This is a genomic window from Streptomyces sp. 3-6 (assembly GCF_056323165.1).
The window spans coordinates 140990-165976 of the sequence record NZ_JBWHZP010000002.1 but is presented as its reverse complement, the minus strand read 5'-3'; the positions used below and the strand labels follow the sequence as shown (position 1 = coordinate 165976).

Below are 24987 nucleotides of genomic sequence, written 5' to 3'. Positions count from 1 at the left end.
CTGCCCCGTGATCGCACGAGTACGACCGGTTTCAGTGTGCCCGGCGACGAGCCAAGCGGAACGGCGAATTCCGCTCGATCAACGGTTTCGCGGTACCTCTCGAACCCGTTTCCGGTCACCGCCGGGGCCCGGCGGGCCGTCTGCCGGCCGGCTGCGGTCGGCAGACGGGCGACTGCCGGCCGGCCTGCGATGGTCTTCCGGTCGTACCTGCCCGACGGATGCCCCGGGCGGCGGGAAAAGGGCACGGCGGGTCTGCGCCCGGGCGGGCGAGGTGCAGACCGGTGAGCGGACGGCCGGGCGGACAGCCGGACGAACGTGCGGACGAGCGGACGGACAGCCGGACGTACGCACGGCCGGGCGGAAGGCGGGCGGACTGCACCGTGCGCCGGCCGTCCGCCTCCCGTACGCGGTCCGGGTCAGGCCCGCGCGTAGCGGGTGAAGAGGAAGCCGTCCTCCTCCAGCATCGACGTCAGCGCGAACCGCCGCGGGACCGTCACCGCCGGCCCGCCCGCGACGCGCTGCGCGTCCCCCGCGGTGAGCATCGGCGCGAGTGTCAGGCACAGCTCGTCCAGCACCCCGGCGGCCACCAGCTGCCCCAGCAGCCGCGGTCCGCCCTCCGTCAGCAGCCGGATGTGCCCCAGGCCGGCCAGCTCCCGCACCACGCGCTCCGGGTCGGCCCCGGCGCCCTCGCCGGCGACGACCACCCGGGCCCCGGCGCGCTCGGCGGCGGCGACCCGGTCCGCGGGCGCCGCCGCGCCCGTCAGCACCAGCGTCGGCACCAGCGGCGAGACGAACAGCGGCAGCGAGAAGTCCAGGTCCAGGCTCGCGCTGACCACGGCGATCGCGGGCGCGGGCCCCTGCCCGGCCGCCTGCCGGGCCGCCGCGAAGTCGGCCCGCGCGCGGGCCGGGCGGTACCCCTCCTGCCGTACCGTCTCGGCGCCGACGACCACGACGTCGGCGAGCGCCCGCAGGGTGCCGAAGATCCGCATGTCGGCCGGGCAGGAGATGGGCTGCGAGCGGCCGTCGTGCTGGGCCGCGCCGTCCAGGGTGGACACCATGTTGGCCCGCAGCCACGGCTCCCGGCCGTCCGGTCCCGGCTCCGGGTAGGCGTACGCGGCGGCCAGCTCGGCCAGGCTCCACTCGCGGCCGGAGCCGTCCGGGCCGTGCTCCGCGCCGTCCGCGTCCGGGGCCATCCGGGTGCCGGGGTCACCGGCCGCACCGTCGGGAGCTGCTGTTTCGTGGGTCACAGGGAACAGGCGTCGCATGCGGTGCAGTGTTCCACGCCCCGTAGCATGGGGAACCGTGTCGTCCTCCTCCGCGTCCTCCGCCGCCTCCCCGTCCGGTCCCCCGACGGGCCTGGCCCCGTTGTCCCTGTGCGCCCGCGAGCCGCACGTGCCCGCGGACCGGCTGGTCGCCGAGATGGTGCCGCCGCCCCGCTTCGACGCGGTCCGGTTCGCCACGTACATACCGGACCCGAACCAGCCCAGCCAGACGGAGGCGGTGGGCGTGCTGGAGCAGTTCGCCGCCGGGCTCGGCGGCACCCCCGCCGACGGCTCCGGCAAGCGGCGGCTGTTCGGTTTCGGCAAGGCGCCCCGCAAGGCCCCGGCCGGCCCGCGCGGCGTGTACCTCGACGGCGGCTACGGCGTCGGCAAGACCCACCTGCTGGCCTCGCTCTGGCACGCCACACCCGCCGAGCCCTCGCTCAAGGCGTTCGGCACGTTCGTGGAGCTGACCAACCTGGTCGGCGCCCTCGGCTTCCAGCAGACGGTGCGCACCCTCTCCGGGCACCGGCTGCTGTGCATCGACGAGTTCGAGCTCGACGACCCGGGCGACACGGTGCTCGTCTCCACCCTGCTCGGCAAGCTGGTCGAGGCGGGCGTGGCGCTCGCCGCCACCTCCAACACGCTGCCCGGCAAGCTGGGCGAGGGCCGGTTCGCCGCCGCCGACTTCCTGCGCGAGATCCAGGGCCTGTCCGCCCACTTCCGCGCCCTGCGCATCGACGGCGAGGACTACCGCCACCGCGGCCTGCCCGAGGCGCCCCCGCCGTACTCCGACGAGCTGGTCACCGAGACCGCGCAGGTCACCGAGGGTGCCTCGCTGGACGCCTTCCCCGACCTGCTGGACCACCTGGCGAAGGTCCACCCCAGCCGCTACGGGGCGCTGACCGACGGGCTGCGCGCGGTGTGCCTGACCGGGGTCCGGCCGGTGCCGGACCAGTCGACCGCGCTGCGGCTGGTGGTCCTCGCGGACCGGCTCTACGACCGCGAGATCCCCGTCCTCGCCTCCGGGCTGCCCTTCGACCGGCTGTTCGGCGAGGAGATGCTGAAGGGCGGCTACCGCAAGAAGTACTTCCGGGCCATCTCGCGGCTCACCGCCCTGGCCCGGGACGCCGGACGCCTCACCGGGGACCGCTGAGCCCCCGCCCGCCGGGACGCACACCGCACCCTTCCCCCGGCCCCGGCCCCGTCCGGCCCGCTCCCGCCCCGACGGCCGGTCCCGCACATCCGCCGCCGCCGCGGGTGCCGGTTCCGCACGTCCCGCGCCGTGGCCCCGCGCCACGGCCCGTGCCTATCGTGGGACGACCGGCACGGGCGTGCGCGCACCGGCACCGACAGACCTCTGGACGGGTGGTCGTCATGGTCGAGGAACTGCTCACCGCGGTCGCGGCGACGGGGGCCGCGGGCGTCGTCTACGTCGCCGCCGCGGCGCGGGTCGTCAAGCAGTACGAGCGCGGGGTCGTCTTCCGCCTGGGCCGGCTGCACCGCGGGGTGCGCACCCCCGGGTTCACGATGATCGTTCCGTTCGTGGACCGGCTGCACAAGGTGAACCTGCAGATCGTCACGTTGCCGGTGCCGGCCCAGGAGGGCATCACCCGGGACAACGTGACGGTGCGCGTGGACGCGGTGGTGTACTTCAAGGTGGTCGACGCCGCCGACGCCCTGGTGGAGGTGGAGGACTACCGGTTCGCGGTCTCGCAGATGGCGCAGACCTCGCTGCGTTCGATCATCGGCAAGAGCGACCTGGACGACCTGCTGTCCAACCGGGAGAAGCTGAACCAGGGCCTGGAGCTGATGATCGACAGCCCGGCGGTGGGCTGGGGCGTGCACGTCGACCGGGTCGAGATCAAGGACGTCTCCCTGCCCGAGACGATGAAGCGTTCCATGGCGCGTCAGGCCGAGGCCGACCGCGAACGCCGGGCCCGCATCATCAACGCCGACGCCGAACTCCAGGCGTCGAAGAAGCTCGCCGAGGCCGCCCAGCAGATGGAGGACACCCCCTCCGCCCTGCACCTTCGGCTGCTCCAGACGGTCGTGGCCGTCGCCGCCGAGAAGAACTCCACCCTCGTCCTGCCCTTCCCCGTCGAACTCCTGCGGTTCGTGGAGCGGGCGCAGGGCGGTCAGGCGCCGCCGCCTCCCGGGACGTGACACGTGTGCCGCGCGTGGTTCCCGCGGCCCGCGCCAGGTGATAGACACGGCGGGGTCACTGTTCCTGTCCGCCAGCAGGAAGGTTCCCCCCATGACCGAGACCGGTTCCCCGAGCACCGGTGCCACCCCCGCCCCCGAGTCCGTCCCCGCGGGCTCGACCCGGCGTCAACTGCTCGCCCGTTCCGGTGCGTTGGGTGTCGGCATCGCCTTCACCGGCGCACTCTCCGAACTGTTCACCGACAGCGCCGCCGCGCAGGCGCTCGGGCACGGCGGCTACGGCCCCCTGGTGCCCGACCCCGACGGCCTCCTCGACCTGCCGAAAGGTTTCCGCTACCGGGTGCTGTCCCGGGAGGGCGACCCGCTGCGCTCCGGTGAGGGCCCGGTGCCGTCCAACCACGACGGCATGGCCGCCCTGCCCGGCCGGCGCGGCCGGGTGCACCTCGTGCGCAACCACGAGAACCGCGCGAACGGCCGCCACCCGGTGCCGGTGATCGACGGCCTGACCTACGACCCGGAGGCCAAGGGCGGCTGCACCTCGCTGACCCTGGACGCGGCCGGCCGGGTCCGCTCGGAGCGGGTCGCCATCGCCGGTACGGCCGTCAACTGCGCGGGCGGGCCGACGCCCTGGAACACCTGGCTGACCTGCGAGGAGGCCGAGGACAAGGCCGGCACCAACGGCTACGCCAAGGACCACGGCTTCATCTTCGAGGTCGACGGCGCCGACCCCCGCCGCACCGGCGCCGTGCCGCTGACCGCGATGGGCCGCTTCCAGCACGAGGCCGTCGCCGTCGACCCCCGGCGGGGGATCGTCTACGAGACCGAGGACGCCTTCGAGCGGCCCTTCGGCCTGTTCTACCGCTTCCTGCCCCACAAGCCGCTGGGCGGCACCGGTTCGCTGCGGGCGGGCGGCCGGCTCCAGGCCATGCGGGTGCCGGGCGTGCCGGACCTGTCCTCGATCCAGGAGACCGGGGCCCGCTTCGACGGCGTCGAGTGGGTCGACGTACCCGACCCGCTGGCCGCCGGGACGCCCATCCGGTTCCAGGACTTCGGCCGCGGCGGCATCACCCACGCGCAGAAGCTGGAGGGCTGCTACTGGGGCGACCGGTCGGTGTACTTCGTGTCGTCGTTCGCCCGCAGCGCGGAGGGCTCGGCGGGCGACCACTACGGGCAGATCTGGCGCTACGACCCGGACCGGCACCGGCTGACCCTGGTGATCGTCTTCGGCCCGGACACGGACGTGCAGCTGCCCGGCGAGTCCCCGGACAACATCTGCCTCGCCCCGAGCGGCGGCCTGATGGTCTGCGAGGACGGCGGCGGCGCCCAGCACGTCTACGGCGTCACCCGGCGCGGCGAGGTCTACGAACTGGCCCGCAACCGCCAGAACACCGGCACGCCCGAGGAGCCGGAGTGGGGCGAGTTCGCCGGGGTCACCTTCTCCCCGGACGGCCGGACGATGTACGTCAACTGCTACGACCCGGGGACGACGTTCGCGGTGACGGGACCCTGGCGGAGGTGACGCGCGGCCGGGGCCGGGGCACCGCTGCCCCGGCCCCGCCGGCGGGCGCCCGCGCGTGCGGGCGTGCGCGCGGGCTGGCGGGCTGGTGTGCGGACGGATCAGCCGGCCAGCACGTCGTCCATCTGCCCGACGGAGGCGCGCAGCCCCTCCACCATGCCCATCTCGGCGAGCCGCTCCATCTGCTCGCGGGTGTCGAAGACCGACCGCAGCTCCATCCGGGTGCCGCCGTCCCGCGCGGTGAGCGTCATCCGCACGGCCGTGGTCGGCATCTCGGGGTCGGGCCTGCCCTCCGCGTCGGAGAAGCCGTCGGTGAACTCCAGGACGGCGGGCGGGGTGACGGAGGTGATCCGCCACCACCCGCCGAACTTCTCCCCCTCGGGGCCGGTCATGAAGTACCGGACCTCGCCGCCGGGCGTCAGGTCGTGCTCCTCGAACGTCGCCGGGTAGGACGGCGGGCCCCACCAGCGCTCCAGCCGCCGCGGGTCGGCCCACAGCTCCCAGACCCGCTCGACGGGGGCGGTGAAGTCCGCGACCACGGTCAGGGTGAGTCCGTCGAGGTCCTTGTCCACGCTCGTCACGGTCATCGGTGGTGTCCTCTCGTCGTGCCGCCGGGACCGGGGGCCGGTCCGGGGCCGGGGCCAGGGTCGGGGCCGGGGCGGCCGGGGCCGGATGGTCCGGCCGCCTCCGGGTCGCTCTCCAGCAGGTCCGCCATCCGGTCCACCCGGGCCCGCCAGGCGCTCGCCAGCTCGTCGAGCGCCCGGCGCGCGCGGTCCACCGCGTCGGGGTCGGTGCGCACCAGCTGCTCCCGCCCCTGCCGCCGCTTGGTGACCAGGCCGGCCCGCTCCAGCACGGTGACGTGCTTCTGCACCGCGGCGAAGCTCATCGGGTAGGCCCCGGCGAGACCCGACACGGACAGCTCGTCCCCCGAGCAGCGCCGGAGGATGTCGCGCCGCGTCGCGTCGGCCAGTGCCCTCAGCATCCGGTCCACGCGCGCGTCGGCCGCCTCGTCGGCCGCCGTGGTCCCTGCGGTTCCCTCATGTACAACCATATGGTTGTACGTTACGCCCGCCCGCTCGCGGGTGCAACGGCACGCCCGGGGACACGGAGACCCGCTGAAACCCCGCGCACCGGGGTACTCGGCGCCCATGACGGACAACCAGCAGGTCAGCGGCTCGTACTGGATCGAGACCGCACCGGGCGACCGGTACACCGCACTGACCGACGACCTCGACGTGGACGTGGCCGTGATCGGCGGCGGGATCGCCGGGCTGTGCACCGCCTGGGAGCTGACCCGGGCCGGACGCAGCGTCGCGGTGCTGGAGGCCCGGCGGATCGCCGCCGGGGTCACCGGCCACACCACCGCCAAGATCACCGCCCAGCACACGCTGATCTACGACAAGCTCCGCCGCACGCGCGGCGCCGAGGGGGCGCGGCTCTACGCCCGCTCTCAGTCGGAGGCGATCGAGCACACCGCCGACGTCGTCGCGGAGCTGGGCATCGACTGCGACTGGGAGCGCCGCAGCGCCTACACGTTCGTCCGCGACCGCAGCCGGGTGGAGGAGCTGCAGGCGGAGGCGCGGGCGGCCCGGGAGGCGGGCCTGCCGGCCTCGTTCGTGACGGAGACCGGACTGCCGTTCCCGGTCGCGGGCGCGGTCGAGGTGACCGGCGGGGCCCAGTTCCACCCGCGCGCCTACCTGCTGGCCCTCGCCCGTGACCTGGTCGCACGCGGCGGACGCATCCACGAGGACACCACCGTGACCGGCCTCGACGAGGGCGACCCGTGCCGGGTGTCCACGACGAACGGGCCCACGGTGACCGCCCGTGACGTCGTCGTCGCCACGCACTACCCGATCTTCGACCGGGCCCTGCTGTTCGCCCGCCTCTCGCCCCGCCGTGAACTGGTCGTCGCCGGGACGCTCCCGACGGAGCAGGACCCCGGGGGCATGTACATCACGCCGGACGAGAACACCCGCTCGGTGCGCACCGCCCCCTACGGCGAGGACGGCGGCCGGCGCCTGCTGGTGATCACCGGGGAGCACTTCACCCCCGGGACCGGCGACACCCGGGAGGGCTTCGAGCGGCTGACGGACTGGACCCGCGAGCACTTCCCCGACGCCGAGATCACCCACCGCTGGGCCACCCAGGACAACACGCCCACCGACACCGTCCCCCTCGTCGGCCCCCTGCACCACGGCGCCCGGCACTCCTACGTCGCCACCGGCTTCAACGGCTGGGGCATGAGCGGCGGCATGATGGCGGGCCTGCTGCTCACCGCGCAGATCACCGGCGAGGAGTGCGCGTGGAGCGGGCTGTACGACCCGCGCCGGCTGGCACCGGCGGTGCGGGAGGCGCCGTCCCTCCTGCGGACCCAGGCCGAGGTGGCCCGGCACTTCGTGGGCGACCGGCTGCGCCCCTCACCGCCGGTGGAGTCCCTGCCGCCGGGCGAGGGAGCGGTGGTCCGCGTCGACGGTCACCGGCTCGCCGTGTACCGGGACGAGGAGGGCTCCCTGCACGCCGTCTCGGCCCGCTGCACCCACCTGGGCTGCCTGGTCGACTTCAACCCGGCGGAACGCGCCTGGGAGTGCCCCTGCCACGGCTCCCGCTTCGGCACCGACGGCAAGGTGATCCAGGGCCCGGCGACGAAGCCGCTGGAGCAGCGGGACATCTGACGGAGAGTCCGGCCGGGCGTTCGGCGAACCGCTCTCCGGACAGGAGGGCCGCCGGGTGTCCGGAGGGTATCCCGGCCCGCCCGGGGCTCTGGCAGCCGCCCGCGTCGTCGGGACGAGGGCGGCCCGGGACCGGCCCGGGGCCGGTCGGGTGATCCCCGCCCGTGGCGGGGCGCGGGTCGGCCCGGGCGGCGGGCTGCCGCTCCTACGTTCGTACGGTGATCACACCAGCACAGCGTCGCGTGACCGCCGTCTGCGTCCTGGCCGCCGCCCTGGCCGCCTGCGCCGGCCCGGGCCCCGCGTCCGAGGTGCGGCCCGCCCACCCCTCGCCCTCCGCCTCCGCCTCCGCCTCCGCGGACTCCTCGGAGCAGCCCCCGGCGCCGCGGCCCACCCTGGCCCCCGGCCCGGCGGGACTGACGCCGGTGTTCGAGAACGCCCCGCGCTCCGCGGGACGGACCGTCGCCCTCACCTTCGACGCCGACATGACCGCCGACCAGGGGCCGAGGGCGGCGGCCGGGGAACGGTTCGACAACCCCGCGCTGATCGACACGCTGCGCCGGCTCCGGGTCCCGGCCACGGTCTTCATGACCGGCCGGTGGGCCGAGGAGTACCCGGAGCAGGCCCGCGCCCTCGGCCGGGACCCGCTGTTCGAGGTCGCCAACCACTCCTACAGCCACTACGCCTTCACAGGGGACTGCTACGGCCTGCCGACCGTCCCCCGTGAGCGGATGCGGGCCGACGTGGAGCGGGCCTACGCGGTGTTCCGCGAGGTCGGCGTCGCCGACCCGATGCCGTACTTCCGCTTCCCCGGCGGCTGCTACGACCGCGCGGCGCTGAAGGCGCTGACCCCGACCGGTGTCACGGCCGTGCAGTGGGACGTGGTCGGCGGCGACGCCTTCGCCACGGACCCCGACGCGGTCGCCCGGCAGGTGCTGGAGGGCGTCCGCCCGGGGTCGGTGGTGGTCCTGCACTGCACCCGCAGCGCCGCCCCGGCGACCGAGCGGGCGGTCCGGACGGTCGTCCCCGCGCTGCGCGCGAAGGGCTACCGCTTCGTCAGGGTCTCCGACCTCATCGCCGCCCGCGCCGGCCGCCGCTGACGTCCTACGCTGGACACATGACCGACATCGAGACCCGTAGCGGGACCCCACACACGGACACCGCGGCCGACTCGGACTACTGCCTGATCGACGCGTCCCGGCCGCCCCGCGCGGACGGCCCGCCGTTCGCGGAGTGCGTGCTGTGCCGGCAGCCCACGGAGTACCCCGAGTCCTACAAGGGCATCACCCTCTGCCCGGTCTGCGAGTGGCGCGAGGCCGAGCGGACCTCCTGCTCGGGCTGACGGAGCGGCCCGCCGGCGGTCCGCCGACACTTGGCAGACTGGGTCCGTGAGCACCGACCAGAAGCCCGCCGACAGCCCTTTCCGTGACGCCTCGCACCGTGACGCCTCGCACGACCGCGACACCGCGCCGCAGTTCGTCCTGCCCCTCGTGGTCCGAATCGAACGGGCGGCGCCGCCGGCCCGCACCGACGCGCTGGAGACGGCCGCCCGCGCCGTCCTGCTGATGCTGACCGACGAGCGGGCGACGGGCGAGGGCGAGTGGGCCGGGGCGATGCGTTCCTGGCAGGACGCCCGGATCCGCAAGGTGGTGCGCCGGGCCCGCGGCGCCGAGTGGCGGCGCGCCGAGACCCTGCCGGGCCTGACGGTGACCGGGGCGTCGGCCGAGGTCCGCGTCTTCCCGCCGGTCCCGCTCGACGGGTGGCCCAAGGACCTGGCCCGCCTCCAGGTCTCCGGCACCGACCTGGACGACCCGCGGGCACCCGCGCCCGCCGACCCGGCCGACCCGGTGCTGTGGCTGAACCCGGACCTGGACATGTCGGCCGGCAAGGCCATGGCCCAGGCGGGTCACGCGGCCCAGCTCGCGTGGTACGCGCTCGGCGACGACGCCCGCGCCGCCTGGCACGCCGCGGGCTTCCCCCTCGCCGTCCGCACCGCCGGCCCGGCCCGCTGGGAAGCCCTCCACGCGAGCCGTCTCCCCCGCGTCCACGACGCCGGCTTCACGGAGATCGCGCCCGGTTCCTGCACCGTCGTGGCGGACCACCCGGCCCTGGGCTGACCGGCCCGCCCGCGCGGCCCCCACGCGCCGTCCCCGTACGCGGCCCCGCACGCCGGCCCTTCTCCTGGTCCCAGGACGTCGCCCCCGGGACGCCCCGTCCAGCGGCAGGCCCCCTCTCCACCCGGCGTCCCGAGCACCCCGGCCCGTCACCCCCGTCCCGGAGGCCCGTCGCGCCGGGCCGGAAGGGCTCCACCCGCAGCACGGCGGGCCCCGTCCCGCCGTGCGGCAGGCCTCCTTCCCCGTCGCACGCCCTGCCTCACCGCCGCTCCCGCGGACCGCCCCGGACGGCTCAACCGCACGTGCGCGCCCCGCTCCGCGGGGTGACAGTGGGCAGCGTGACTGAAACCGGCGAGCGACGGCGCGGCACGTCCGCGCGGACCACCACGCGTGACCCCGAGGTCCGTACGGCCCGGGACGCGGCCCGGCGCGCGGCCGAGCAGCTCGGCGACCTGATCCGGCACCGCCTGGAGGGCGTCTCCGCGGTCCGCCGCGGCGAGGACGACGGCTGGACCGTGCACGTGGACGTGCTGGAAGTGGCTCGCATCCCCGACACCACCAGTCTCCTCGCCACCTACGAGGTGGGACTCGACCCGGCGGGCGACCTGCTCCAGTACCGGCGGATCGCGCGCTACCGGCGCGGTGCCCAGGACCAGTGAGCGGTGCCCCGGCCCGTGACCGGAAGGACGACCGCATGATCACCTACGACGACGAGGTCGTCTGCGCGCCCCGCGCCGGGACCCTCTACGACGTTCTGGAACTCATCCTCGACCGCGGCATGGTGATCGACGTCTTCGTGCGCGTCTCGCTGGTCGGCATCGAGATCCTCAAGGTGGACGCCCGGATCGTGGTCGCGAGCGTGGACACCTACCTGCGGTTCGCGGAGGCGTGCAACCGCCTGGACCTGGAGTACGACGCGCGGTCCAAGACGGTGCCCGAGCTGTTCGGCGGTCCGGCCGCCAAGGCGGTCGGCAAGGGCGCCACCCGCGGGGTCCGGCGCAAGGCGCACTCCCTCACCGACAAGGTCCGCGACGCCCTCACGCCGGACGATTCCGGGGAGCCCGAGGACGACGAGGACTACGCGGACCACGAGGCTCACGCCGGGGCGGAGGACGCCGTCGAGGAGGAGCCGGCGGCGCGTCCCCGCTCCCGGTCCCGTGCCCCGCAGCGCACCCGGAGCCGTCCGGCCTCCCGCCGTTCCGACGACGGTGACGGCGACGACCGTCCGCGTTCCCGCCCGCGCCGGCGCACGGAGACCGAGGAGGAGTGAGCGTGCCCACCACCACCGCCGCGACCACGGCCGAGGACGCCCTGTACGTCTACGGCATCGCGCCCGCCGGTGTCCGTGCCCCCCGCCGGCCCGGCGTGGACGGCGCCCCGGTGCGGCTGTTGACCGGGGCGGGGCTGTGCGCGGCGGTGTCGGCCGCGCCCGCGCGGCTGCGGCCCCGGCGCCGCGCCCTGCTGGCCCACCAGGCGGTCCTGGAGGAACTGGCCGCCCAGGGACCGCTGTTGCCCATGCGGTTCGCGGTGCTCAGCCCCGGCTCCGACACCCTGCTCGGGCAGTTGCGCGACGACGCCGACCGGCTGACGCGGCAACTGGCCGAGGTGCGCGGGCGCGTGGAACTGAACGTCAAGGGCACGGTCGTGCCCGGCTGCTTCGCCGACGTGGTGCGGCGCGACGCGTCACTGCGCGATCTCGCCCGCCGCACCCGGCGCCGTCCCGACTACGAGGCCAACGTCCGGCTCGGCGAGGCGATCGCACGGGGCGTCCGCCGCGAGGCGCACCGCGCGGCGCGGGACGTGCTCGACCGTCTGGCCCCCTTCGCCGAGCGGACGGTGCACGGCACCACCGACGACGAGCGGGTGCTGAGCACCTCGTTCCTGCTGCCCGCCGCCGACGAGGCCCGGTTCCGGGAGGCGGTGGCGGAAGCGGCCCGCGCCTGCGGGGACCGGCTGACGCTGCACGTGACCGGACCGCTGCCCTGCTACAGCTTCGTCGAGCCGACTCCCGCCCCGGACGGGCGGTGACGCGGTGGGCATCGTGACCGGACTGCTGCTGCTGCCGCTGGCGCCCGTGCGGGGCACGGCGTGGATCGCCGACCACGTCCTGGAGGAGGCCCGCCGTCAGCACCACGACCCGCGGGCCGTGCAGGCCCGCCTGAGCGCCCTCAACCGGGCCCTGGACGCGGGCGAGATCGACGAGGACGCCTTCGAGCGGGAGGAGGAGCGCCTGCTGACACTTCTGGAACGCCCGGCCCACCACTCCGGCCGCCGCGCCGTCCGCACCACCGCGTCCGATCCCCTCGCCCTCTCGGCCGCCGCCCGGTCCCGTCCGCGGAGGCCGCGATGACCGCCCTCGACCACGGCCACACGTTCGCCGGGACCGAGCCCTACGGCCCTCCCTCCGGCAGCCTCGCCGACCTCCTCGAACGGGTGCTGGACAAGGGCGTCGTCATCGCCGGTGACATCAAGATCGACCTGCTGGACATCGAACTCCTCACCATCCGGCTGCGCCTGTTCATCGCCTCGGTGGACACCGCGAAGAAGGCGGGCATCGACTGGTGGGAGACCGACCCGGCGCTGTCGTCCCGGGCCGCGCGGGACGCGCTCGCCGAGGAGAACGCACAGTTGCGGGCGCGGCTCGAAGCCCTGGAGGAGTCCGTGGCACAGACACCGGAGGCCGTCGGTGAGTGACCTCCCCGGCGGGCCGGAGCCGGATCTGCTGGTCTGCGCGTTCGCCGTCACCCGTACCCCGCCGGACGCCGCCGCGCTGGCCACGGCGGCCGGCCACGAGGAGGGCGGTCCGCTGCGCGTGCTGCGCGCCGGGCAGCTGAGCCTCGTCGTGCAGGACGTCCCCGTTGCGCTGTTCGGCCGGGAGGCGCTGACCGAGCGGCTCAACCGGCCCGACGACCTGGAGCGCTGTGCCCGCGCCCACCACCGCGCCGTCGAGGCGGCGTACGGGCCGGGCCGCGGGCCGGTGGTGCCGCTGCCGCTCGCCACCCTGTACCACGGCGACGGCAGTGCCCGGGAGGCCCTCGCATGCCGGGAGGCGCCGCTGGGTGCCCTGCTGGACCGGCTGCGCCACCGCACCGAATGGGCGGTGAAGGTGCACGGCGCCGACCGGGCGCCCCGCTCCCCCGGCGCGGCCGGCGGCCCCGCCCCCACCGGCGGCGCGACCGGCGGGCGGGCCTACCTCAGCCGGGCCAGCTCGCGGCAGCGCGACCGGCAGGACGCCCACGGCAGGGCACTGGCCGCGGCGGAGGCCGTCGACACCGCGCTGCGCGCCCACGCGGTCGCGGCCGTGCGGCACCGCCCGCAGGACGAGCGGCTGACCGGGCGCAGCGCCCCCCAACTCCTCAACGTCGCCTACCTGGTGGACGACGCGGAGCGCGCCCGGTTCACCGCCGCCCTCGCCCGGCTGACCGCGGACGGCCCGGCGCGTGGCGCCCGCGTCGAGGCGTCCGGACCGTGGATCCCGTACTCCTTCGCCCGCTGGGAGGACCCGCCGGACGGCCCGGACGCGGGCCGCGGGCCGGACCACGGCACCGCGCGGCCGGCCGGGCACCGGGGGGTCCCCGCGTGACCGCCGTCGACCCGCGCAGCCCCGGCCCGGCTCCCGTGCCCTGGGACACCCCCGCCCCGTACGCCCCGGCCGGCGTGCCCCTCGTGGACCTCCTGGACCGCGTCCTGGCGACCGGGGTCGTGGTCAGCGGGGACCTGGTGCTGGTCATCGCCGACGTGCCCCTGGTGCGGATCTCGCTGCACGCCCTGCTGGCGTCGGTGAGCGAGCGCGTCCCCGCCCCCTGGCCGGACAGCGGGCCGCTGTGACGGGGCGCCGCGACCGCACCCTCGACCTGGACCCCGAGCGGGTCACGAACGACCTCGCCGCCCTGGTGCTCACCGTGGTGGAACTGCTGCGCCAGCTCATGGAGCGTCAGGCCGTGCGCCGCTTCGACGAGGGAACCCTGAGCGCGGAACAGGAGGACCGACTGGGCACGGCGTTGATGCTGCTCGACCGGCGCATGGACGAGCTGTGCGCGCAGCACGGCCTGACCCGGGCCGACCTCAACCTCGACCTCGGCCCCCTGGGGATGCTCCTGTCCGACGAATCGGGGGACTGAACGGCCCGCCGTGGGCCACACTGAGTCCGGCCGGATGCCCCGTTCGGGCCCGCCAAGAGGGGATTTGGCTGTCAATGGGGACTGACCCTCATTGGCCGCTACATGTTCTCCCCCACGCCATCTGGGTGCCGACCCTGATGGTCATCATTCCCGCGCGCGGGAGAAGGTGGAGCCACATCACCGCCCCAGCACAGTCCGTCGTGCGGTGAGGGCGAACGCTCGTCATGCGGGTCTGCCGGCGCCCTCGGTTGCGACAGCCGAAGCGCCGCGCCGTCCTGTCCGTCCGCTCCCCGATCGGGGACGCGGCGTCGTGGGGTCCTGTCTGTACACGGCAGTGCTGCGGGCCCGTACGACGAGAGGAGCTCCGCACTCATGCGCGCAGCGCCACAGCGCCCTGATCACTCCCGAACGGTTCCCGGACCCCTGCTGCTGTCGCCCCTGTCGTTGCTGCCGCCACTGCTGCCACCGCTGCCACTCCGATCCGTACCCGGTCCGGCCGGTGCCGGGCAGGTGGCGCGTTGAGCGTTCTGACGTGGGCGGCGATCGCAGTGTTCGTCGCCGTCTACGTGCTGATCGCCACCGAATGGGTCCACCGGGTCGCCGCCGCCCTCGGCGGTGGTGTGCTGATGCTGCTCATCGGGGCCACCGACCCCGAGCACGCCTTCTTCTCCAAGGACGCGGGCATCGACTGGGACGTCATCATCCTGCTGCTCGGGATGATGCTGATCGTCGCGGTGCTCAAACAGACCGGGGTGTTCGAGTACATCGCGATCTGGGCGGCGCGCAAGGCGCGGGGCAAACCGTACCGGCTGATGGTGCTGCTCATCCTGGTGACGGCCGTGTTCTCGCCCTGGCTGGACAACGTCACGACCGTGCTGCTGGTCGCGCCGGTGACGATCCTGGTCTGCAACCGCCTCGGGCTGCCCGTCGTGCCGTACCTCATCGCCGAGGTGATGACGTGCAACATCGGCGGCGCCGCCACCCTCATCGGCGACCCGCCCAACATCATGATCGGCTCGCGCGCGGGTCTGAGCTTCAACGACTTCCTGATCCACATGACGCCGATCGTCATCGTGCTGATGATCGTGTTCATCCTGATGGCCCGGGTCATGTTCCGCAAAGCGTTCACCTACGACCCCGAGCGCGTCGCGTCCGTGATGGAACTCGACCCGCGCGACGCCATCAAGGACGCCCGGCTGCTCGTCATCAGCGGTGTCGTGATGGGCCTGGTGATGGTCGCCTTCGTGCTCCACACCTGGCTGGGTCTGGAGCCCTCGGTGATCGCCATCAGCGGCGGTCTGCTGCTGCTCGCGGTCTCCCGGCTGAACCCCGGTGAGGTGGTGAAGGACGTCGAGTGGGAGACGCTGGCGTTCTTCACCGGACTGTTCGTCATGGTCGGCGCCATGGTGAAGATGGGCGTCATCGGCGACCTGGGCGAGGCGGCGGCCGAGGCCACCGGCGGGAACCTGTTCGCCACCTCGATGGCCCTGGTGTTCGGTTCGGTGGTGCCGTCCGCGCTCATCGACAACATCCCCTTCGTGGCGTCGGTGAGCCCGATCGTCGAGGAGATCGTGAACGCGGCCGGCGGCACCTCGGAGGCGGGCATGCTGTGGTGGTCCTTCGCCCTCGGCGCGGACCTCGCCGGCAACGCGACGATCATCGCCTCCTCGGCGAACGTGGTCGTCATCGGCATAGCCGAGCGTTCCGGCCACCACATCTCGTTCTGGCAGTTCAGCCGCTACGGACTGGTCGTCACCGCCGTCACGGTGTCGTTGGCCGCCGTGTACGTGTGGCTGCGCTACTTCGCCCTGGCCTGAGGCCGGCGCGGCGGGCGGACGCGGTCGTCGCGTCCGCCCGTCCGCTCACACGCCCTTCGCACAGGGGCACGCAGCCGCACGGGCGTTCAGCCACAGGAGAAGCCCGGCCGCACGGGGGCACCCGGCCGGACCGGGAAGCTCAAATGTTCCTCTGAAGGTCGCACCGGGACGGTTCGGTTCCCCGCGGCGGGGCCATATCCCCGACACGTCCGCGACGGACGTCCGGCGGGGGCCGGGACACACCGGGGGCCGGCTCCCCGGACGCCGGAGAGCCGGGTGAGGAGGGGACGATGCGGCAGCACCTGGGGACGGGCATCGGCTGGCGGCCGGAGATCGCGGACGCCGTCGAGGAGATGCCGGGGATCGACTGGGTCGAGGTGGTGGCCGAGAACATCTGTCCGGGACACCTGCCCGCGTCCCTGCGGCGGCTGCGCGAGCGGGGGGTGACCGTCGTGCCGCACGGCGTCTCCCTGGGCCTGGGCGGCGCCGAGCCGCCGGACCCTTGGCGGCTCGACGCGCTCGCCGAGCGGGCCGCCGCCCTCCGGGCACCGCTGGTCACCGAGCACATCGCCTTCGTCCGGGCGGGCGGACCGCTGACCGCCTCCCCCCGGCTGGAGGCCGGGCACCTGCTGCCCGTGCCGCGCACCCGGGACGCGCTCGACGTGCTGTGCGAGAACGTCCGCATCGCCCAGGACGCCCTGCCGGTGCCGCTCGCCGTGGAGAACATCGCGGCCCTGCTCTCCTGGCCCGGCGAGGAGCTGACCGAGGGCCAGTTCCTGTACGAGCTGGCCGACCGCACCGGCGTGCGGCTGCTCATCGACGTCGCCAACCTGCACACCAACCACGTCAACCGCGGCGAGGACCCGGCCGACGCCCTGGCCGGGCTGCCGCTGGAGGCCATCGCCTACGTGCACGTCGCCGGCGGCTTCGAGCGGGACGGCGTGTGGCACGACAGCCACGCCCACCCCGTCCCGGAGCAGGTGCTCGGCATCCTCACCGACCTCGCCTCCCGCACCTCGCCCCCGGGCGTGCTGCTGGAACGGGACGAGAACTTCCCCGCCCCCGAGGAACTGCGGGCCGAACTGGGGGCGATCCGCCGGGCCCTGGCCGACGGCGCGGCCCTGCGGTCCCGCGCCGCCCGGCCCGCCCCGCCCGCTCCCCCGGTCCCCGTCCCCGCGCCGGACCGGGAGCCGGACCCGCAGCCGGACGGCCGGACGACGGCAGTTGGCCCCGCGCGGCAACGGCTCGCACTGGCGCAGACCGCGCTGCTGTCGGCGCTCGTCGCCGGGACGCCGGCGCCCGAGGGGTTCGACGGGACGCGGGTCGGCGTGCAGGCCCGTGCGCTGGCCGCGAAGCGGGCGGACGTCGTCGCCAAGGTGGCGCCCGAACTGCCGGGGCTGCTGGGCGGGCTGTACCGGCCCGCGTTCCTCGCCTACGCGCAGGCCCACCCGATGACCGGCGGCTACCGGCAGGACGCCCTGGACTTCGCCGGGCAGCTCCTGGTGGCCGGCCGCCCCGAGGACGCCCGGGCGCGCCGCGCACTGCGGCACTGGTGGCTGGAGCGGTCCGGCCCCCGGCCCCGTTCCGGCCGCCCGGCGGTGCGTCTCGCCCGGGCGACGCGCCGGGTCCTGCTGCGCCGCGGAACCGGGGCCCGCGCGGGGACGTGACGGAAGGCGGAGGAGAGGGGCCGGGGCCGACCGGAAACGGAACGTCATGGACCGGCACCACTCCGTCCGTGCGGCGCCGCCGACCGGCTCGGCGGCACGGTCCTCGCCGTGCCCGGCCCGGCCGCCACCCTGCATCGCCGACGCGGTGCGGCAGGTGCGGCCGGCCGTGCCGGTGGTGCCCGTCCCGGCGGTGACCGCGCCGCTGGTGCCCGTCCCGCCGGGCGTCCCGGCGCCTGATTCCCCTGTGGTTCGCGCTGCCGCTCACCCGCGGCCCGAACTGCCCGGGCACAGCACGGGCCGAGGTGCACCCGTAGGCGCGCCGGGCGTCGTCGGCCGGGCAGCGGCTGCCGGGCACCCCGCACGCCGCACCCCGCGCCCCGACGCCGACCGCGCGGGTGACGAGCGCGCCCGCCCTCACCCCGGTCGCCGTGCGCGGCATCCGGGCGGTGGACGAACCGGACCTGCGTGCGGCCTTCGCACACCGCGACCACCGCCCGACGGTGTCCGGACGGTACGGCGGGGGCGCGCGGGGGCACGGACCGCGACACCCGGGGCGGGTGCTTGCCCCGCGCCGCCCCCGTCCGAAGCATCCCTTCCGACGGGCCGGGATCCTCCCGCCCGTCACGCCGTCGTGCGCCGAAGGGACACTCGATGAGACCAGCCGCCGTCCATGTGGCCGCCGGGACCCTGCTGTTCACCGCCCTGGCCGCCGCTCCGGCCGGCGGCGCCCCCGCGGCCCCCGCACCCGGCGGCCCGGGCGCCGCCGAGCTGCGCGGCACCGCGGTGGCCGCCGCGCGCGCCGCCGCCGAGGGCGTCACCTTCGGCAGGTGCCCGGACGCCGAGGAGCTGCCGGGCGCCCTGCGGTGCGGCACCGTGCGGGTCCCGCTCGACTACGCGCGGCCGGGCGGGCAGCAGATCGAGCTCACCGTCAGCCGGATCCGCGCCACCGGCAAGGACCCGGGCGACGACCGGCGGGCGGTGCCCCGCCAGGGCGCCCTGGTCTACAACCCGGGCGGGCCGGGCGGCAACGGCCTGTACTTCCCCCTCATGGGCATGGTCCCTGAGTGGAAGCGCCTCGCCGCCGCCTACGACCTGGTCGGCTACGCCCCGCGCGGGGTCGGTCCCTCCGCCCCGCTGTCCTGCGTGGAACCCGGCTCCTCGGTGCAGGGGCCGACCGCCGCGCCGGTCCACCCGTCCGAGGCGTACAAGCGCGCCCGCGTCGCCCGGGCGCGGGCGTACGCGCGGGGCTGCGCCGAGCGCACGGGCGAGGCGCTGCGCCACTACACGTCCCTGAACAACGCCCGCGACCTCGACGTGCTGCGGGCCGCCCTCGGCGAACGCCGGCTGACCTTCCTGGGCGCCTCGTACGGCACCTACTTCGGGGCGCTGTACGCCACGATGTTCCCCGGCCACGTGCGGCGCATGGTGTTCGACTCGGCGGTGGACCCGGACCCGGAGCGGATCTGGTACCGCAACAACCTCGCCCAGTCGGCGGCCTTCGAGGACCGCTGGGCGGACTTCCGGCACTGGGTCGCCCGGCACCACGCCGTGTACGGGCTCGGCACCACCGCCCGGGCCGTGCAGCGCAGCTACGACGAGGTGCGCGCCCGTCTGGCGCGGGAGCCGGCGGGCGGGACGGTCGGGCCGGGGCAGTTGCAGGGGGCGTTCCTGCAGGCCGGGTACTACGACGACCACTGGCCGCACCGGGCGCACGCCCTGTCCGCCTATCTGAAGGGCGATCCGCGCCCGCTGGTCGAGCAGGCCGAGCCGCATCCGGAGGCGGCGGCGGAGAACGAGAACGCCCGGGCGGTGTACCTCGCCGTGGAGTGCAACGACGCGCCCTGGCCGACGGACTGGGCGGTGTGGGACCGGGACAACACCCGGCTGGCGCGCACCGCGCCGTTCGAGACGTGGGACAACGTGTGGGCCAACCTGCCGTGCGCCTTCTGGCAGGCGCCCCGGCAGCAGCCGCTCGACGTGCGCACCGGGCCGGGGGAACTGCCGCCGACCCTCATCCTGGCCGCCGAACGGGACGCGGCCACCCCCTACGCGGGGGCCCTGGAGCTGCACCGCCGGCTGGCCGGTTCCGCGCTGGTGACCGAACAGGGCGCGGGCACCCACGGCATCGCGGGCGGCCCGAACGCCTGCGTCAACGGGCACCTGGAGGCGTACCTGCTGCACGGCCGGGTGCCGGGGCGGCGGGCGTCGTGCGCGCCGCGCCCGGAGCCGGTCCCGAGGGTGCCGGCCGGGCGGGCCGGCGGGCCGGAGCCCGCGCGGCCCGCCGTCTGATCAGGCCAGGGACGCGACCAGCTCGGGGAGGTCCTTGCGGCGGCCCGTGTAGAACGGGATCTCCTCACGGACGTGCAGTCGGGCCTCGGAGGCCCGCAGGTGACGCATGAGGTCGACGATGCGGTGCAGTTCGTCGGCCTCGAAGGCGAGGATCCACTCGTAGTCGCCCAGCGCGAACGAGGCGACCGTGTTGGCGCGCACGTCCGGGTAGCCGCGGGCCATCTTGCCGTGGTCGGCGAGCATCCGGCGGCGGTCCTCGTCGGGCAGCACGTACCAGTCGTAGGAGCGCACGAAGGGGTAGACGCTCACGTAGTTGCGAGGCGTCTCGTCGGCGAGGAACGCCGGGATGTGCGAGCGGTTGAACTCGGCGGGGCGGTGCAGCGCCATGTTCGACCAGACCGGTTCGAGGGCGCGGCCCAGACGGGTGCGGCGGAAGAGGTTGTACGCCTCCTGGAGCCGGTCGCTGTCCTCGGCGTGCCACCAGATCATCAGGTCGGCGTCGGCGCGCAGGCCCGACACGTCGTAGGTGCCGCGGATCGTGACGTCCTTGGCGGCGAGCTGGTCGAACAGCTCCTGGACCTCGTCCGCGTAGCCGCTCCGGTCCTCGGGCAGCACGTCCTTCAGCCGGAAGACGGACCACAGGGTGTAGCGGATGACCTCGTTGAGGTCCCTGGCCAGCTTGCCCTTGTTCGGGATGCGGTCGGCGGGGGTGGTGGCGTCGTCACTCATGCCGTTCATTCTCCTGCTCCTGTGTGGAGGCTCTGCACCGGGTCGGCGGTGAGGTCCCGCACAGCGCGCGGGTCCTCGTGGATCTGGTCGGCGGCGGCGTGGGCGCTCGCGATGCACGCGGGGATGCCGACGCCGTCGTAGGCCGCCCCGCAGACGGCGAGGCCGGGCAGGGCGGCGAGGTGTTCGCGGACGCGGGCCACGCGCGCGTGGTGGCCGACGGGGTACTGGGGAAGGCCGTCGTCCCAGCGGGTGACCCGGGTGGCCACGGGCTCGGCGTCCAGGCCGGTGGCGGCCGACAGGTCGTGCCGGGAGACCTCGACGAGGTCGGCGTCGTCGCGGCGCAGGATCTCCGTCTCGCCGTGCCGGCCGACGGAGGTGCGCACGACGAGCAGGTCCGGGTTCTCCGCGTCGATCCAGCCCCACTTCCGGGAGGCGAAGGTGGCGGCCTTGATGGTGCGGCCGTCGACCGGCGGCACCAGGAAGCCGCTCCCGTCGGGCAGGGCGGCCTCGTCGCGGCGGTAGGCGAGGGTGATCAGCGCCATGGAGGCGTACTCGACGCCCGACAGTTCGGCGGCGGCGGCCGGGGCCTCCGCGCGCAGCAGCCGGGCCGCGGCCGGCGCGGGCACGGCGACGACCACCGCGTCGGCGGTCAGGTGCCCGTCGCCGGTGACGACGCGCCAGCCGCCGCCGGGCTCCCGGCGCAGCCCGGTCACCGGCGTCCCGGTGCGGATCTCCGCCCCGCGGGAGCGCAGGGACGCGGCGACGGCGGGCGGGAGGGCGCCGATCCCGCCCTCGATGCCCATGAACACCGGGTCGGTCCGGGGCGCGGCGGCGGCCTTCTCCTGGATCGCGCGGACGCCCTCGGTGAGCGAGGTGTGGGTGCGGGCCACCTCGAACAGCTGCGGAACCGCCGAGCGCATCGAGATCCGGTAGGCGTCGCCCGCGTACACGCCGCCGAGCAGCGGCTCCACGAGGCGGTCCACGACCTCCCGGCCGAGCCGGGCGGCCACGTAGGCGCCGACCGCGACGTCGTCGCCGACCTCGGTGCGCGGCAGCTCCGCGTCGCGTCCGATGCGGGCCAGGCCCTCCTCGGACAGCACCCCGGCGAGCGCGGCGGCGGTGCCGGGGACGCCCATGACGTGGCCCTTGGGCATGGGGCGCAGGGCGCCGCGGGTCCACAGCGAGGCGGTCGCGGTGGCGGGCGGTTGGAGCCGGTCGGCGAGGCCCACCTCGCGGGCGAGGGCCACCGCCTCCGGGCGGCGGGCGAGCATCGACTCGGCGCCGAGGTCCACGCGGGCGCCGGCGATCTCGCCGGGCAGCAGCTTGCCGCCGATCCGTCCGGCGGCCTCCAGCACGGTCACGTCCGCTCCACGCTCCTGGAGCCGGTGCGCGGCGGCCAGTCCGGCGATGCCTCCTCCGACGACGACCACCCGCTGCCGGGGACCGGTACTCGTTGCGCTCATGCCCCCACCCTCTCAGACGCGCCCGGCTCCCCCACCAGGGCCATGTGGCCCTGCCGAGTCCCGGCCGTGACCGGTTCGGGACCGGTTCGGGACCGGGGGCGGCAAACGTTCCGGGCCCCGGTGGCGTCGAAGGACTGTCGGAGATCACCACCCAGGGGGAGCACCAGATGCGCATCCACACGTCCGCCCGGCCGGCCCACGCCCTGGCCGGGGTCCTGCTCACCGCGGCCCTCGCCGTCACCGGATGCGGCGCGGGCGACGACGGGGGCGGTGCGGACGGCGCCGCCGGCACGCGCGCCGACGCACCGGCCGACGCGGGGGCGCACGCCGGGGCAGATACCGAAGCGGGCGCCGGATCGCACGCCGGGGCGAACGAGAAGGCGGCGCCCGAGGGCGCGCGGCAGGGCGCGCCCGGCGGCACGTCCGACACCGCCCGGTCGACCGCCCCGCCGCGCGCCGGCGCGCAGCACGTCATCCGCACGGCCACCCTGACCGTGCGGGTCGACGACGTCCCCGAGGCGCTGGAACAGGTCCGCACCACCACCGAGGACGCCGGCGGCTACATCGGCGACGAGACCACGGACCGGGACCGGGACGGTCACGAGCGGACCCGCGTGGTGCTGCGCGTGCCGGTCGCCGAGTACACCGAGGTGCTGTCCGCCCTGGAGGGCACCGGCACCCTGGTGCGGCGCACCGCGAAGGCCCAGGACGTCACCGACCAGGTGGTGGACGTGGAGAGCCGCATCAAGACGCAGCGCGCCAGCGTGGCCCGGGTGCGCGAGCTGATGGACCGGGCCACGAAGCTGAGCGACGTGGTCACCCTGGAGGGGGAGCTGAGCACCCGTCAGGCCGACCTGGAGGCCCTGCTCGCCCGGCAGGCGTCCCTGAAGGACCGCACCGGCCTGGCCACCCTCACCCTGACCCTGTCGGAGAACCGGGCGGAGGAGCCGGCCGGGAAGGACGAGGACCCCGGCTTCCTGGACGCGCTCGCGGGCGGCTGGAACGCTTTCCTCACCCTGCTGCGCTGGATCGCCGTGGGGCTCGGCGCGGTCCTGCCGTTCGCGGCGGCGCTCGCGCTGCTCGCGCTGCTGTGGCGGTGGGCCGTGCGCCCGCGCCTGCCGCGCCGCCCGCGCCCCACGCCCGCCGGCGCCGCCCCCGGCCCGCTGCCGACCGCCCCGCCGGTCGCCCGCGTCGGCGGGCAACCGGAGCGGTCGGAGCAGTCGGAGCGGGCGGAGCAGTCGGGCGGCGAGGACTGAGCCGGGCGGGGAAGCGGAGGACCGAGCCGGGCGGGAGACGGAGACCGAACCCGGCGGTTCGGCGGGAGGACCCGCCCGGCGGTTCACGGCAGGCGGACCGGGCGCGGCGGCCGGACCGGTGGGGCTGAGCCCCGGCCGGGCCCGCAGGGGCGGCTGAGCCCGAGGCCGGGCGGCGAGGACGGAGCCGACGGCCGCTTCCGGCACCGGCCGCCGTAGCGTGGGGGCATGAACACGAGTCAGGGGCGCGGTGCGCGGGAACGGATGGTCGTGATCGGCGGCGACGCCGCGGGGATGTCCGCGGCGTCGCAGGCACGGAGACTGAAGGGGCCGGACGAACTGGAGATCGTGGCGTTCGAACGCGGCCACTTCACCTCCTACTCGGCCTGCGGCATCCCGTACTGGGTCGGCGGCGACGTGCCGGACCGCGACCGGCTCATCGCCCGCACCGCCGAGGAGCACCGGGCGCGCGACATCGACCTGCGCCTGCGCACCGAGGTCACGGAGATCGACGTCGACGGGGGGCGGGTGCGCGCCCGGGACGTCGACTCCGGGGCGGAGTCCTGGACGTCGTACGACAAGCTGGTGATCGCCACGGGCGCCCGGCCGATCCGCCCGGACCTGCCCGGCATCGACGCCCCCGGGGTGCACGGGGTGCAGACCCTCGACGACGGCCAGGCCCTGCTCGACACGCTGTCCCGCACCGAGGGCCGCCGCGCGGTGGTCGTGGGCGCCGGGTACATCGGCGTCGAGATGGCCGAGGCGCTGATCAAACGGGGCTACGAGGTGACGGTCGTCAACCGCGGCCGCCGGCCCATGGCCACCCTCGACCCGGACATGGGCACGCTCGTGGGCCGGGCCATGGAGGGCATGGGCATCACGATGGTCAACGACGCCGAGGTCACCGGCCTGCTCACCGGGGACGACGGCGCGGTCCGGGCGGTCGCCACCGGGGACACCGAGTTCCCGGCGGACGTCGTCGTCCTGGGCATCGGCGTCCGTCCGGAGACGGAGCTCGCGCGGGCCGCGGGACTGCCGCTGGGCCGGTACGGCGGGCTCCTCACCGACCGGTCCATGCGGGTGCGCGGCCAGGAGAACATCTGGGCGGGCGGCGACTGCGTCGAGGTGCTCGACCTGGTCTCCGGCCAGGAACGGCACATCCCGCTGGGCACGCACGCCAACAAGCACGGCCAGATCATCGGCGCCAACGCGGGCGGCGACTACGCCACGTTCCCCGGCGTGGTCGGGACGGCGGTCAGCAAGGTCTGCGACCTGGAGATCGCGCGGACCGGCCTGCGGGAGAAGGACGCCCTGCGGGTGGGCCTGCGGTTCGAGACCGTCACCATCGAGTCGACCAGCCGGGCGGGCTACTACCCGGGCGCCTCCCCCATGACGGTCAAGATGCTGGCCGAACGGCGCACCGGCCGCCTGCTCGGCGTCCAGATCGTCGGCCGGGAGGGCGCGGGCAAGCGCGTGGACATCGCCGCGGTCGCCCTCACGGCCGGGATGACGGTGGAGCAGATGACCGCCCTCGACCTCGGCTACGCCCCGCCGTTCTCCCCGACCTGGGACCCGGTGCAGGTGGCGGCGAGGAAGGCCACGTCGAAGGTGCGGGCCGGAGGGCGGTGACGGCTCCCGCGACCTCGGCCGAGCGCGGCAGGGGACAGTGACAGCCGGGCGCGGCACGGTGACGGGCTTCGCGTCCGCCCGCAGGCCGCTGCGACGCCACGCGCCGTGGGATCACCCGGTGGTCCGCCCGCCCGCGGCTCGGGCGGACCACCGTGCGGCCCGGCGACACCTCGGACCGCATCACGGCGCGAGCCGACCGGGCGCCCCGGCGCTGACACGGACCGTGTCCTCCCCCACCAGTGCCGGCGCCACCCCTTCCGACGGTCGACGTGGCGCACCCGCCCGTCCCAGCGGCCCCGCA

25 protein-coding genes are annotated in these 24987 nt (G+C 75.5%); 20 read left to right on the top strand and 5 right to left on the bottom strand.

From position 1 onward, the window contains the following. Window positions 1-416: 416 nt before the first annotated feature. A complete protein-coding gene (locus AC02VZ_RS04925) occupies window positions 417-1265 on the bottom strand; it encodes a pyrimidine reductase family protein (protein ID WP_476474607.1) in 849 nt (282 codons plus the stop codon). Between AC02VZ_RS04925 and zapE the strand changes: the two genes are divergently transcribed. From zapE to AC02VZ_RS04910, 3 genes are all read left to right on the top strand, one after another. After that, a complete protein-coding gene (gene zapE, locus AC02VZ_RS04920; RefSeq protein ID WP_476474606.1) occupies window positions 1264-2415 on the top strand; it encodes a cell division protein ZapE in 1152 nt (383 codons plus the stop codon). The genes AC02VZ_RS04925 and zapE overlap by 2 nt on opposite strands. Window positions 2416-2636: 221 nt before the next feature. Further along, window positions 2637-3425 carry a slipin family protein gene (locus AC02VZ_RS04915; RefSeq protein WP_476474605.1) on the top strand — a complete coding sequence of 263 codons (789 nt, stop codon included), beginning with the start codon at window positions 2637-2639 and terminating at the stop codon, window positions 3423-3425. Between the two features lie 169 nt (window positions 3426-3594). Further along, window positions 3595-4941 carry a PhoX family protein gene (locus tag AC02VZ_RS04910; RefSeq protein ID WP_476474739.1) on the top strand — a complete coding sequence of 449 codons (1347 nt, stop codon included), beginning with the start codon at window positions 3595-3597 and terminating at the stop codon, window positions 4939-4941. 98 nt (window positions 4942-5039) lie between these two features. Here AC02VZ_RS04910 and AC02VZ_RS04905 read toward each other — a convergent pair whose 3' ends face one another. Together AC02VZ_RS04905 and AC02VZ_RS04900 are read right to left on the bottom strand one after the other, a co-directional pair. Continuing rightward, on the bottom strand, window positions 5040-5525 hold the full coding sequence (locus AC02VZ_RS04905; protein ID WP_432058132.1) for an SRPBCC family protein: 486 nt from the start codon (window positions 5523-5525) through the stop codon (window positions 5040-5042). Next, complete coding sequence (locus tag AC02VZ_RS04900) at window positions 5522-5989, bottom strand: ArsR/SmtB family transcription factor (RefSeq protein ID WP_476474604.1); 468 nt, start codon at window positions 5987-5989, stop codon at window positions 5522-5524. The genes AC02VZ_RS04905 and AC02VZ_RS04900 overlap by 4 nt, the downstream gene beginning before the upstream one ends. A 97-nt stretch (window positions 5990-6086) precedes the next feature. On the opposite strand from AC02VZ_RS04900, the gene AC02VZ_RS04895 reads away from it, so the two are divergent. From AC02VZ_RS04895 to AC02VZ_RS04825, 15 genes are all read left to right on the top strand, one after another. Further along, window positions 6087-7610, top strand: a complete 1524-nt coding sequence (locus tag AC02VZ_RS04895; protein ID WP_476474603.1) for an FAD-dependent oxidoreductase — start codon at window positions 6087-6089, stop codon at window positions 7608-7610. Window positions 7611-7828: 218 nt separating this feature from the next. Next, window positions 7829-8704: a polysaccharide deacetylase family protein gene (locus tag AC02VZ_RS04890; protein WP_476474738.1), complete on the top strand. Its 876-nt coding sequence runs from the start codon at window positions 7829-7831 to the stop codon at window positions 8702-8704. Between the two features lie 17 nt (window positions 8705-8721). Next, a complete protein-coding gene (locus AC02VZ_RS04885) occupies window positions 8722-8946 on the top strand; it encodes a hypothetical protein (protein ID WP_476474602.1) in 225 nt (74 codons plus the stop codon). A gap of 46 nt (window positions 8947-8992) precedes the next feature. Then, complete coding sequence (locus tag AC02VZ_RS04880) at window positions 8993-9721, top strand: aminoacyl-tRNA hydrolase (RefSeq protein ID WP_476474601.1); 729 nt, start codon at window positions 8993-8995, stop codon at window positions 9719-9721. A 335-nt stretch (window positions 9722-10056) separates the two neighbouring features. Further along, a complete protein-coding gene (locus AC02VZ_RS04875; protein WP_432058127.1) occupies window positions 10057-10377 on the top strand; it encodes a gas vesicle protein GvpO in 321 nt (106 codons plus the stop codon). Between the two features lie 35 nt (window positions 10378-10412). Next, on the top strand, window positions 10413-10988 hold the full coding sequence (gene gvpJ / locus AC02VZ_RS04870) for a gas vesicle protein GvpJ (RefSeq protein ID WP_476474600.1): 576 nt from the start codon (window positions 10413-10415) through the stop codon (window positions 10986-10988). Window positions 10989-10990: 2 nt separating this feature from the next. Continuing rightward, a complete protein-coding gene (locus AC02VZ_RS04865) occupies window positions 10991-11746 on the top strand; it encodes a GvpL/GvpF family gas vesicle protein (protein ID WP_476474599.1) in 756 nt (251 codons plus the stop codon). Between the two features lie 4 nt (window positions 11747-11750). Next, the gene (locus AC02VZ_RS04860; RefSeq protein WP_432058124.1) at window positions 11751-12068 is read left to right on the top strand and encodes a gas vesicle protein GvpG; all 318 of its coding nucleotides are present in this window, start codon (window positions 11751-11753) and stop codon (window positions 12066-12068) included. Further along, complete coding sequence (locus AC02VZ_RS04855; protein WP_432058123.1) at window positions 12065-12412, top strand: gas vesicle protein; 348 nt, start codon at window positions 12065-12067, stop codon at window positions 12410-12412. The genes AC02VZ_RS04860 and AC02VZ_RS04855 overlap by 4 nt, the downstream gene beginning before the upstream one ends. After that, window positions 12405-13301 carry a GvpL/GvpF family gas vesicle protein gene (locus AC02VZ_RS04850; protein ID WP_476474598.1) on the top strand — a complete coding sequence of 299 codons (897 nt, stop codon included), beginning with the start codon at window positions 12405-12407 and terminating at the stop codon, window positions 13299-13301. Before AC02VZ_RS04855 ends, AC02VZ_RS04850 begins: the two co-directional genes overlap by 8 nt. A gap of 35 nt (window positions 13302-13336) precedes the next feature. Further along, on the top strand, window positions 13337-13546 hold the full coding sequence (locus tag AC02VZ_RS04845) for a gas vesicle protein (RefSeq protein WP_432058156.1): 210 nt from the start codon (window positions 13337-13339) through the stop codon (window positions 13544-13546). After that, window positions 13543-13839: a gas vesicle protein K gene (locus AC02VZ_RS04840; RefSeq protein ID WP_432058121.1), complete on the top strand. Its 297-nt coding sequence runs from the start codon at window positions 13543-13545 to the stop codon at window positions 13837-13839. Before AC02VZ_RS04845 ends, AC02VZ_RS04840 begins: the two co-directional genes overlap by 4 nt. 518 nt (window positions 13840-14357) lie before the next feature. Beyond that, on the top strand, window positions 14358-15656 hold the full coding sequence (locus AC02VZ_RS04835) for an ArsB/NhaD family transporter (RefSeq protein ID WP_432058120.1): 1299 nt from the start codon (window positions 14358-14360) through the stop codon (window positions 15654-15656). 290 nt (window positions 15657-15946) lie between these two features. Next, on the top strand, window positions 15947-17323 hold the full coding sequence (locus AC02VZ_RS04830) for an MbnB/TglH/ChrH family RiPP precursor modification enzyme (RefSeq protein ID WP_432058119.1): 1377 nt from the start codon (window positions 15947-15949) through the stop codon (window positions 17321-17323). A gap of 651 nt (window positions 17324-17974) precedes the next feature. Continuing rightward, on the top strand, window positions 17975-19612 hold the full coding sequence (locus AC02VZ_RS04825) for an alpha/beta hydrolase (protein WP_432058118.1): 1638 nt from the start codon (window positions 17975-17977) through the stop codon (window positions 19610-19612). Here the strand turns inward: AC02VZ_RS04825 and hemQ are convergent, their stop codons facing one another. Continuing rightward, window positions 19613-20341 carry a hydrogen peroxide-dependent heme synthase gene (gene hemQ, locus AC02VZ_RS04820; protein ID WP_432058117.1) on the bottom strand — a complete coding sequence of 243 codons (729 nt, stop codon included), beginning with the start codon at window positions 20339-20341 and terminating at the stop codon, window positions 19613-19615. 5 nt (window positions 20342-20346) lie between these two features. After that, a complete protein-coding gene (gene hemG / locus AC02VZ_RS04815) occupies window positions 20347-21804 on the bottom strand; it encodes a protoporphyrinogen oxidase (RefSeq protein WP_432058116.1) in 1458 nt (485 codons plus the stop codon). A gap of 167 nt (window positions 21805-21971) precedes the next feature. On the opposite strand from hemG, the gene AC02VZ_RS04810 reads away from it, so the two are divergent. Both AC02VZ_RS04810 and AC02VZ_RS04805 read left to right on the top strand, forming a co-directional pair. Further along, a complete protein-coding gene (locus tag AC02VZ_RS04810; protein ID WP_432058115.1) occupies window positions 21972-23060 on the top strand; it encodes a DUF4349 domain-containing protein in 1089 nt (362 codons plus the stop codon). A 225-nt stretch (window positions 23061-23285) separates the two neighbouring features. Continuing rightward, window positions 23286-24686, top strand: coding sequence for an FAD-dependent oxidoreductase (locus AC02VZ_RS04805; protein ID WP_432058114.1), 1401 nt, complete (start codon window positions 23286-23288; stop codon window positions 24684-24686). Window positions 24687-24987 lie beyond the last annotated feature (301 nt).

Excerpts from the sequence above, each read along its gene's own strand:
- zapE (WP_476474606.1), top strand. The coding sequence starts at position 1,264 with ATGCGGTGCAGTGTTCCACGCCCCGTAGCATGGGGAACCGTGTCGTCC.
- AC02VZ_RS04925 (WP_476474607.1), bottom strand. The coding sequence starts at position 1,265 with ATGCGACGCCTGTTCCCTGTGACCCACGAAACAGCAGCTCCCGACGGT.
- AC02VZ_RS04915 (WP_476474605.1), top strand. The coding sequence starts at position 2,637 with ATGGTCGAGGAACTGCTCACCGCGGTCGCGGCGACGGGGGCCGCGGGC.
- AC02VZ_RS04905 (WP_432058132.1), bottom strand. The coding sequence starts at position 5,525 with ATGACCGTGACGAGCGTGGACAAGGACCTCGACGGACTCACCCTGACC.
- AC02VZ_RS04900 (WP_476474604.1), bottom strand. The coding sequence starts at position 5,989 with ATGGTTGTACATGAGGGAACCGCAGGGACCACGGCGGCCGACGAGGCG.
- AC02VZ_RS04895 (WP_476474603.1), top strand. The coding sequence starts at position 6,087 with ATGACGGACAACCAGCAGGTCAGCGGCTCGTACTGGATCGAGACCGCA.
- AC02VZ_RS04885 (WP_476474602.1), top strand. The coding sequence starts at position 8,722 with ATGACCGACATCGAGACCCGTAGCGGGACCCCACACACGGACACCGCG.
- gvpJ (WP_476474600.1), top strand. The coding sequence starts at position 10,413 with ATGATCACCTACGACGACGAGGTCGTCTGCGCGCCCCGCGCCGGGACC.
- AC02VZ_RS04855 (WP_432058123.1), top strand. The coding sequence starts at position 12,065 with ATGACCGCCCTCGACCACGGCCACACGTTCGCCGGGACCGAGCCCTAC.
- AC02VZ_RS04830 (WP_432058119.1), top strand. The coding sequence starts at position 15,947 with ATGCGGCAGCACCTGGGGACGGGCATCGGCTGGCGGCCGGAGATCGCG.
- AC02VZ_RS04825 (WP_432058118.1), top strand. The coding sequence starts at position 17,975 with ATGAGACCAGCCGCCGTCCATGTGGCCGCCGGGACCCTGCTGTTCACC.
- hemQ (WP_432058117.1), bottom strand. The coding sequence starts at position 20,341 with ATGAGTGACGACGCCACCACCCCCGCCGACCGCATCCCGAACAAGGGC.
- hemG (WP_432058116.1), bottom strand. The coding sequence starts at position 21,804 with ATGAGCGCAACGAGTACCGGTCCCCGGCAGCGGGTGGTCGTCGTCGGA.
- AC02VZ_RS04810 (WP_432058115.1), top strand. The coding sequence starts at position 21,972 with ATGCGCATCCACACGTCCGCCCGGCCGGCCCACGCCCTGGCCGGGGTC.
- AC02VZ_RS04805 (WP_432058114.1), top strand. The coding sequence starts at position 23,286 with ATGAACACGAGTCAGGGGCGCGGTGCGCGGGAACGGATGGTCGTGATC.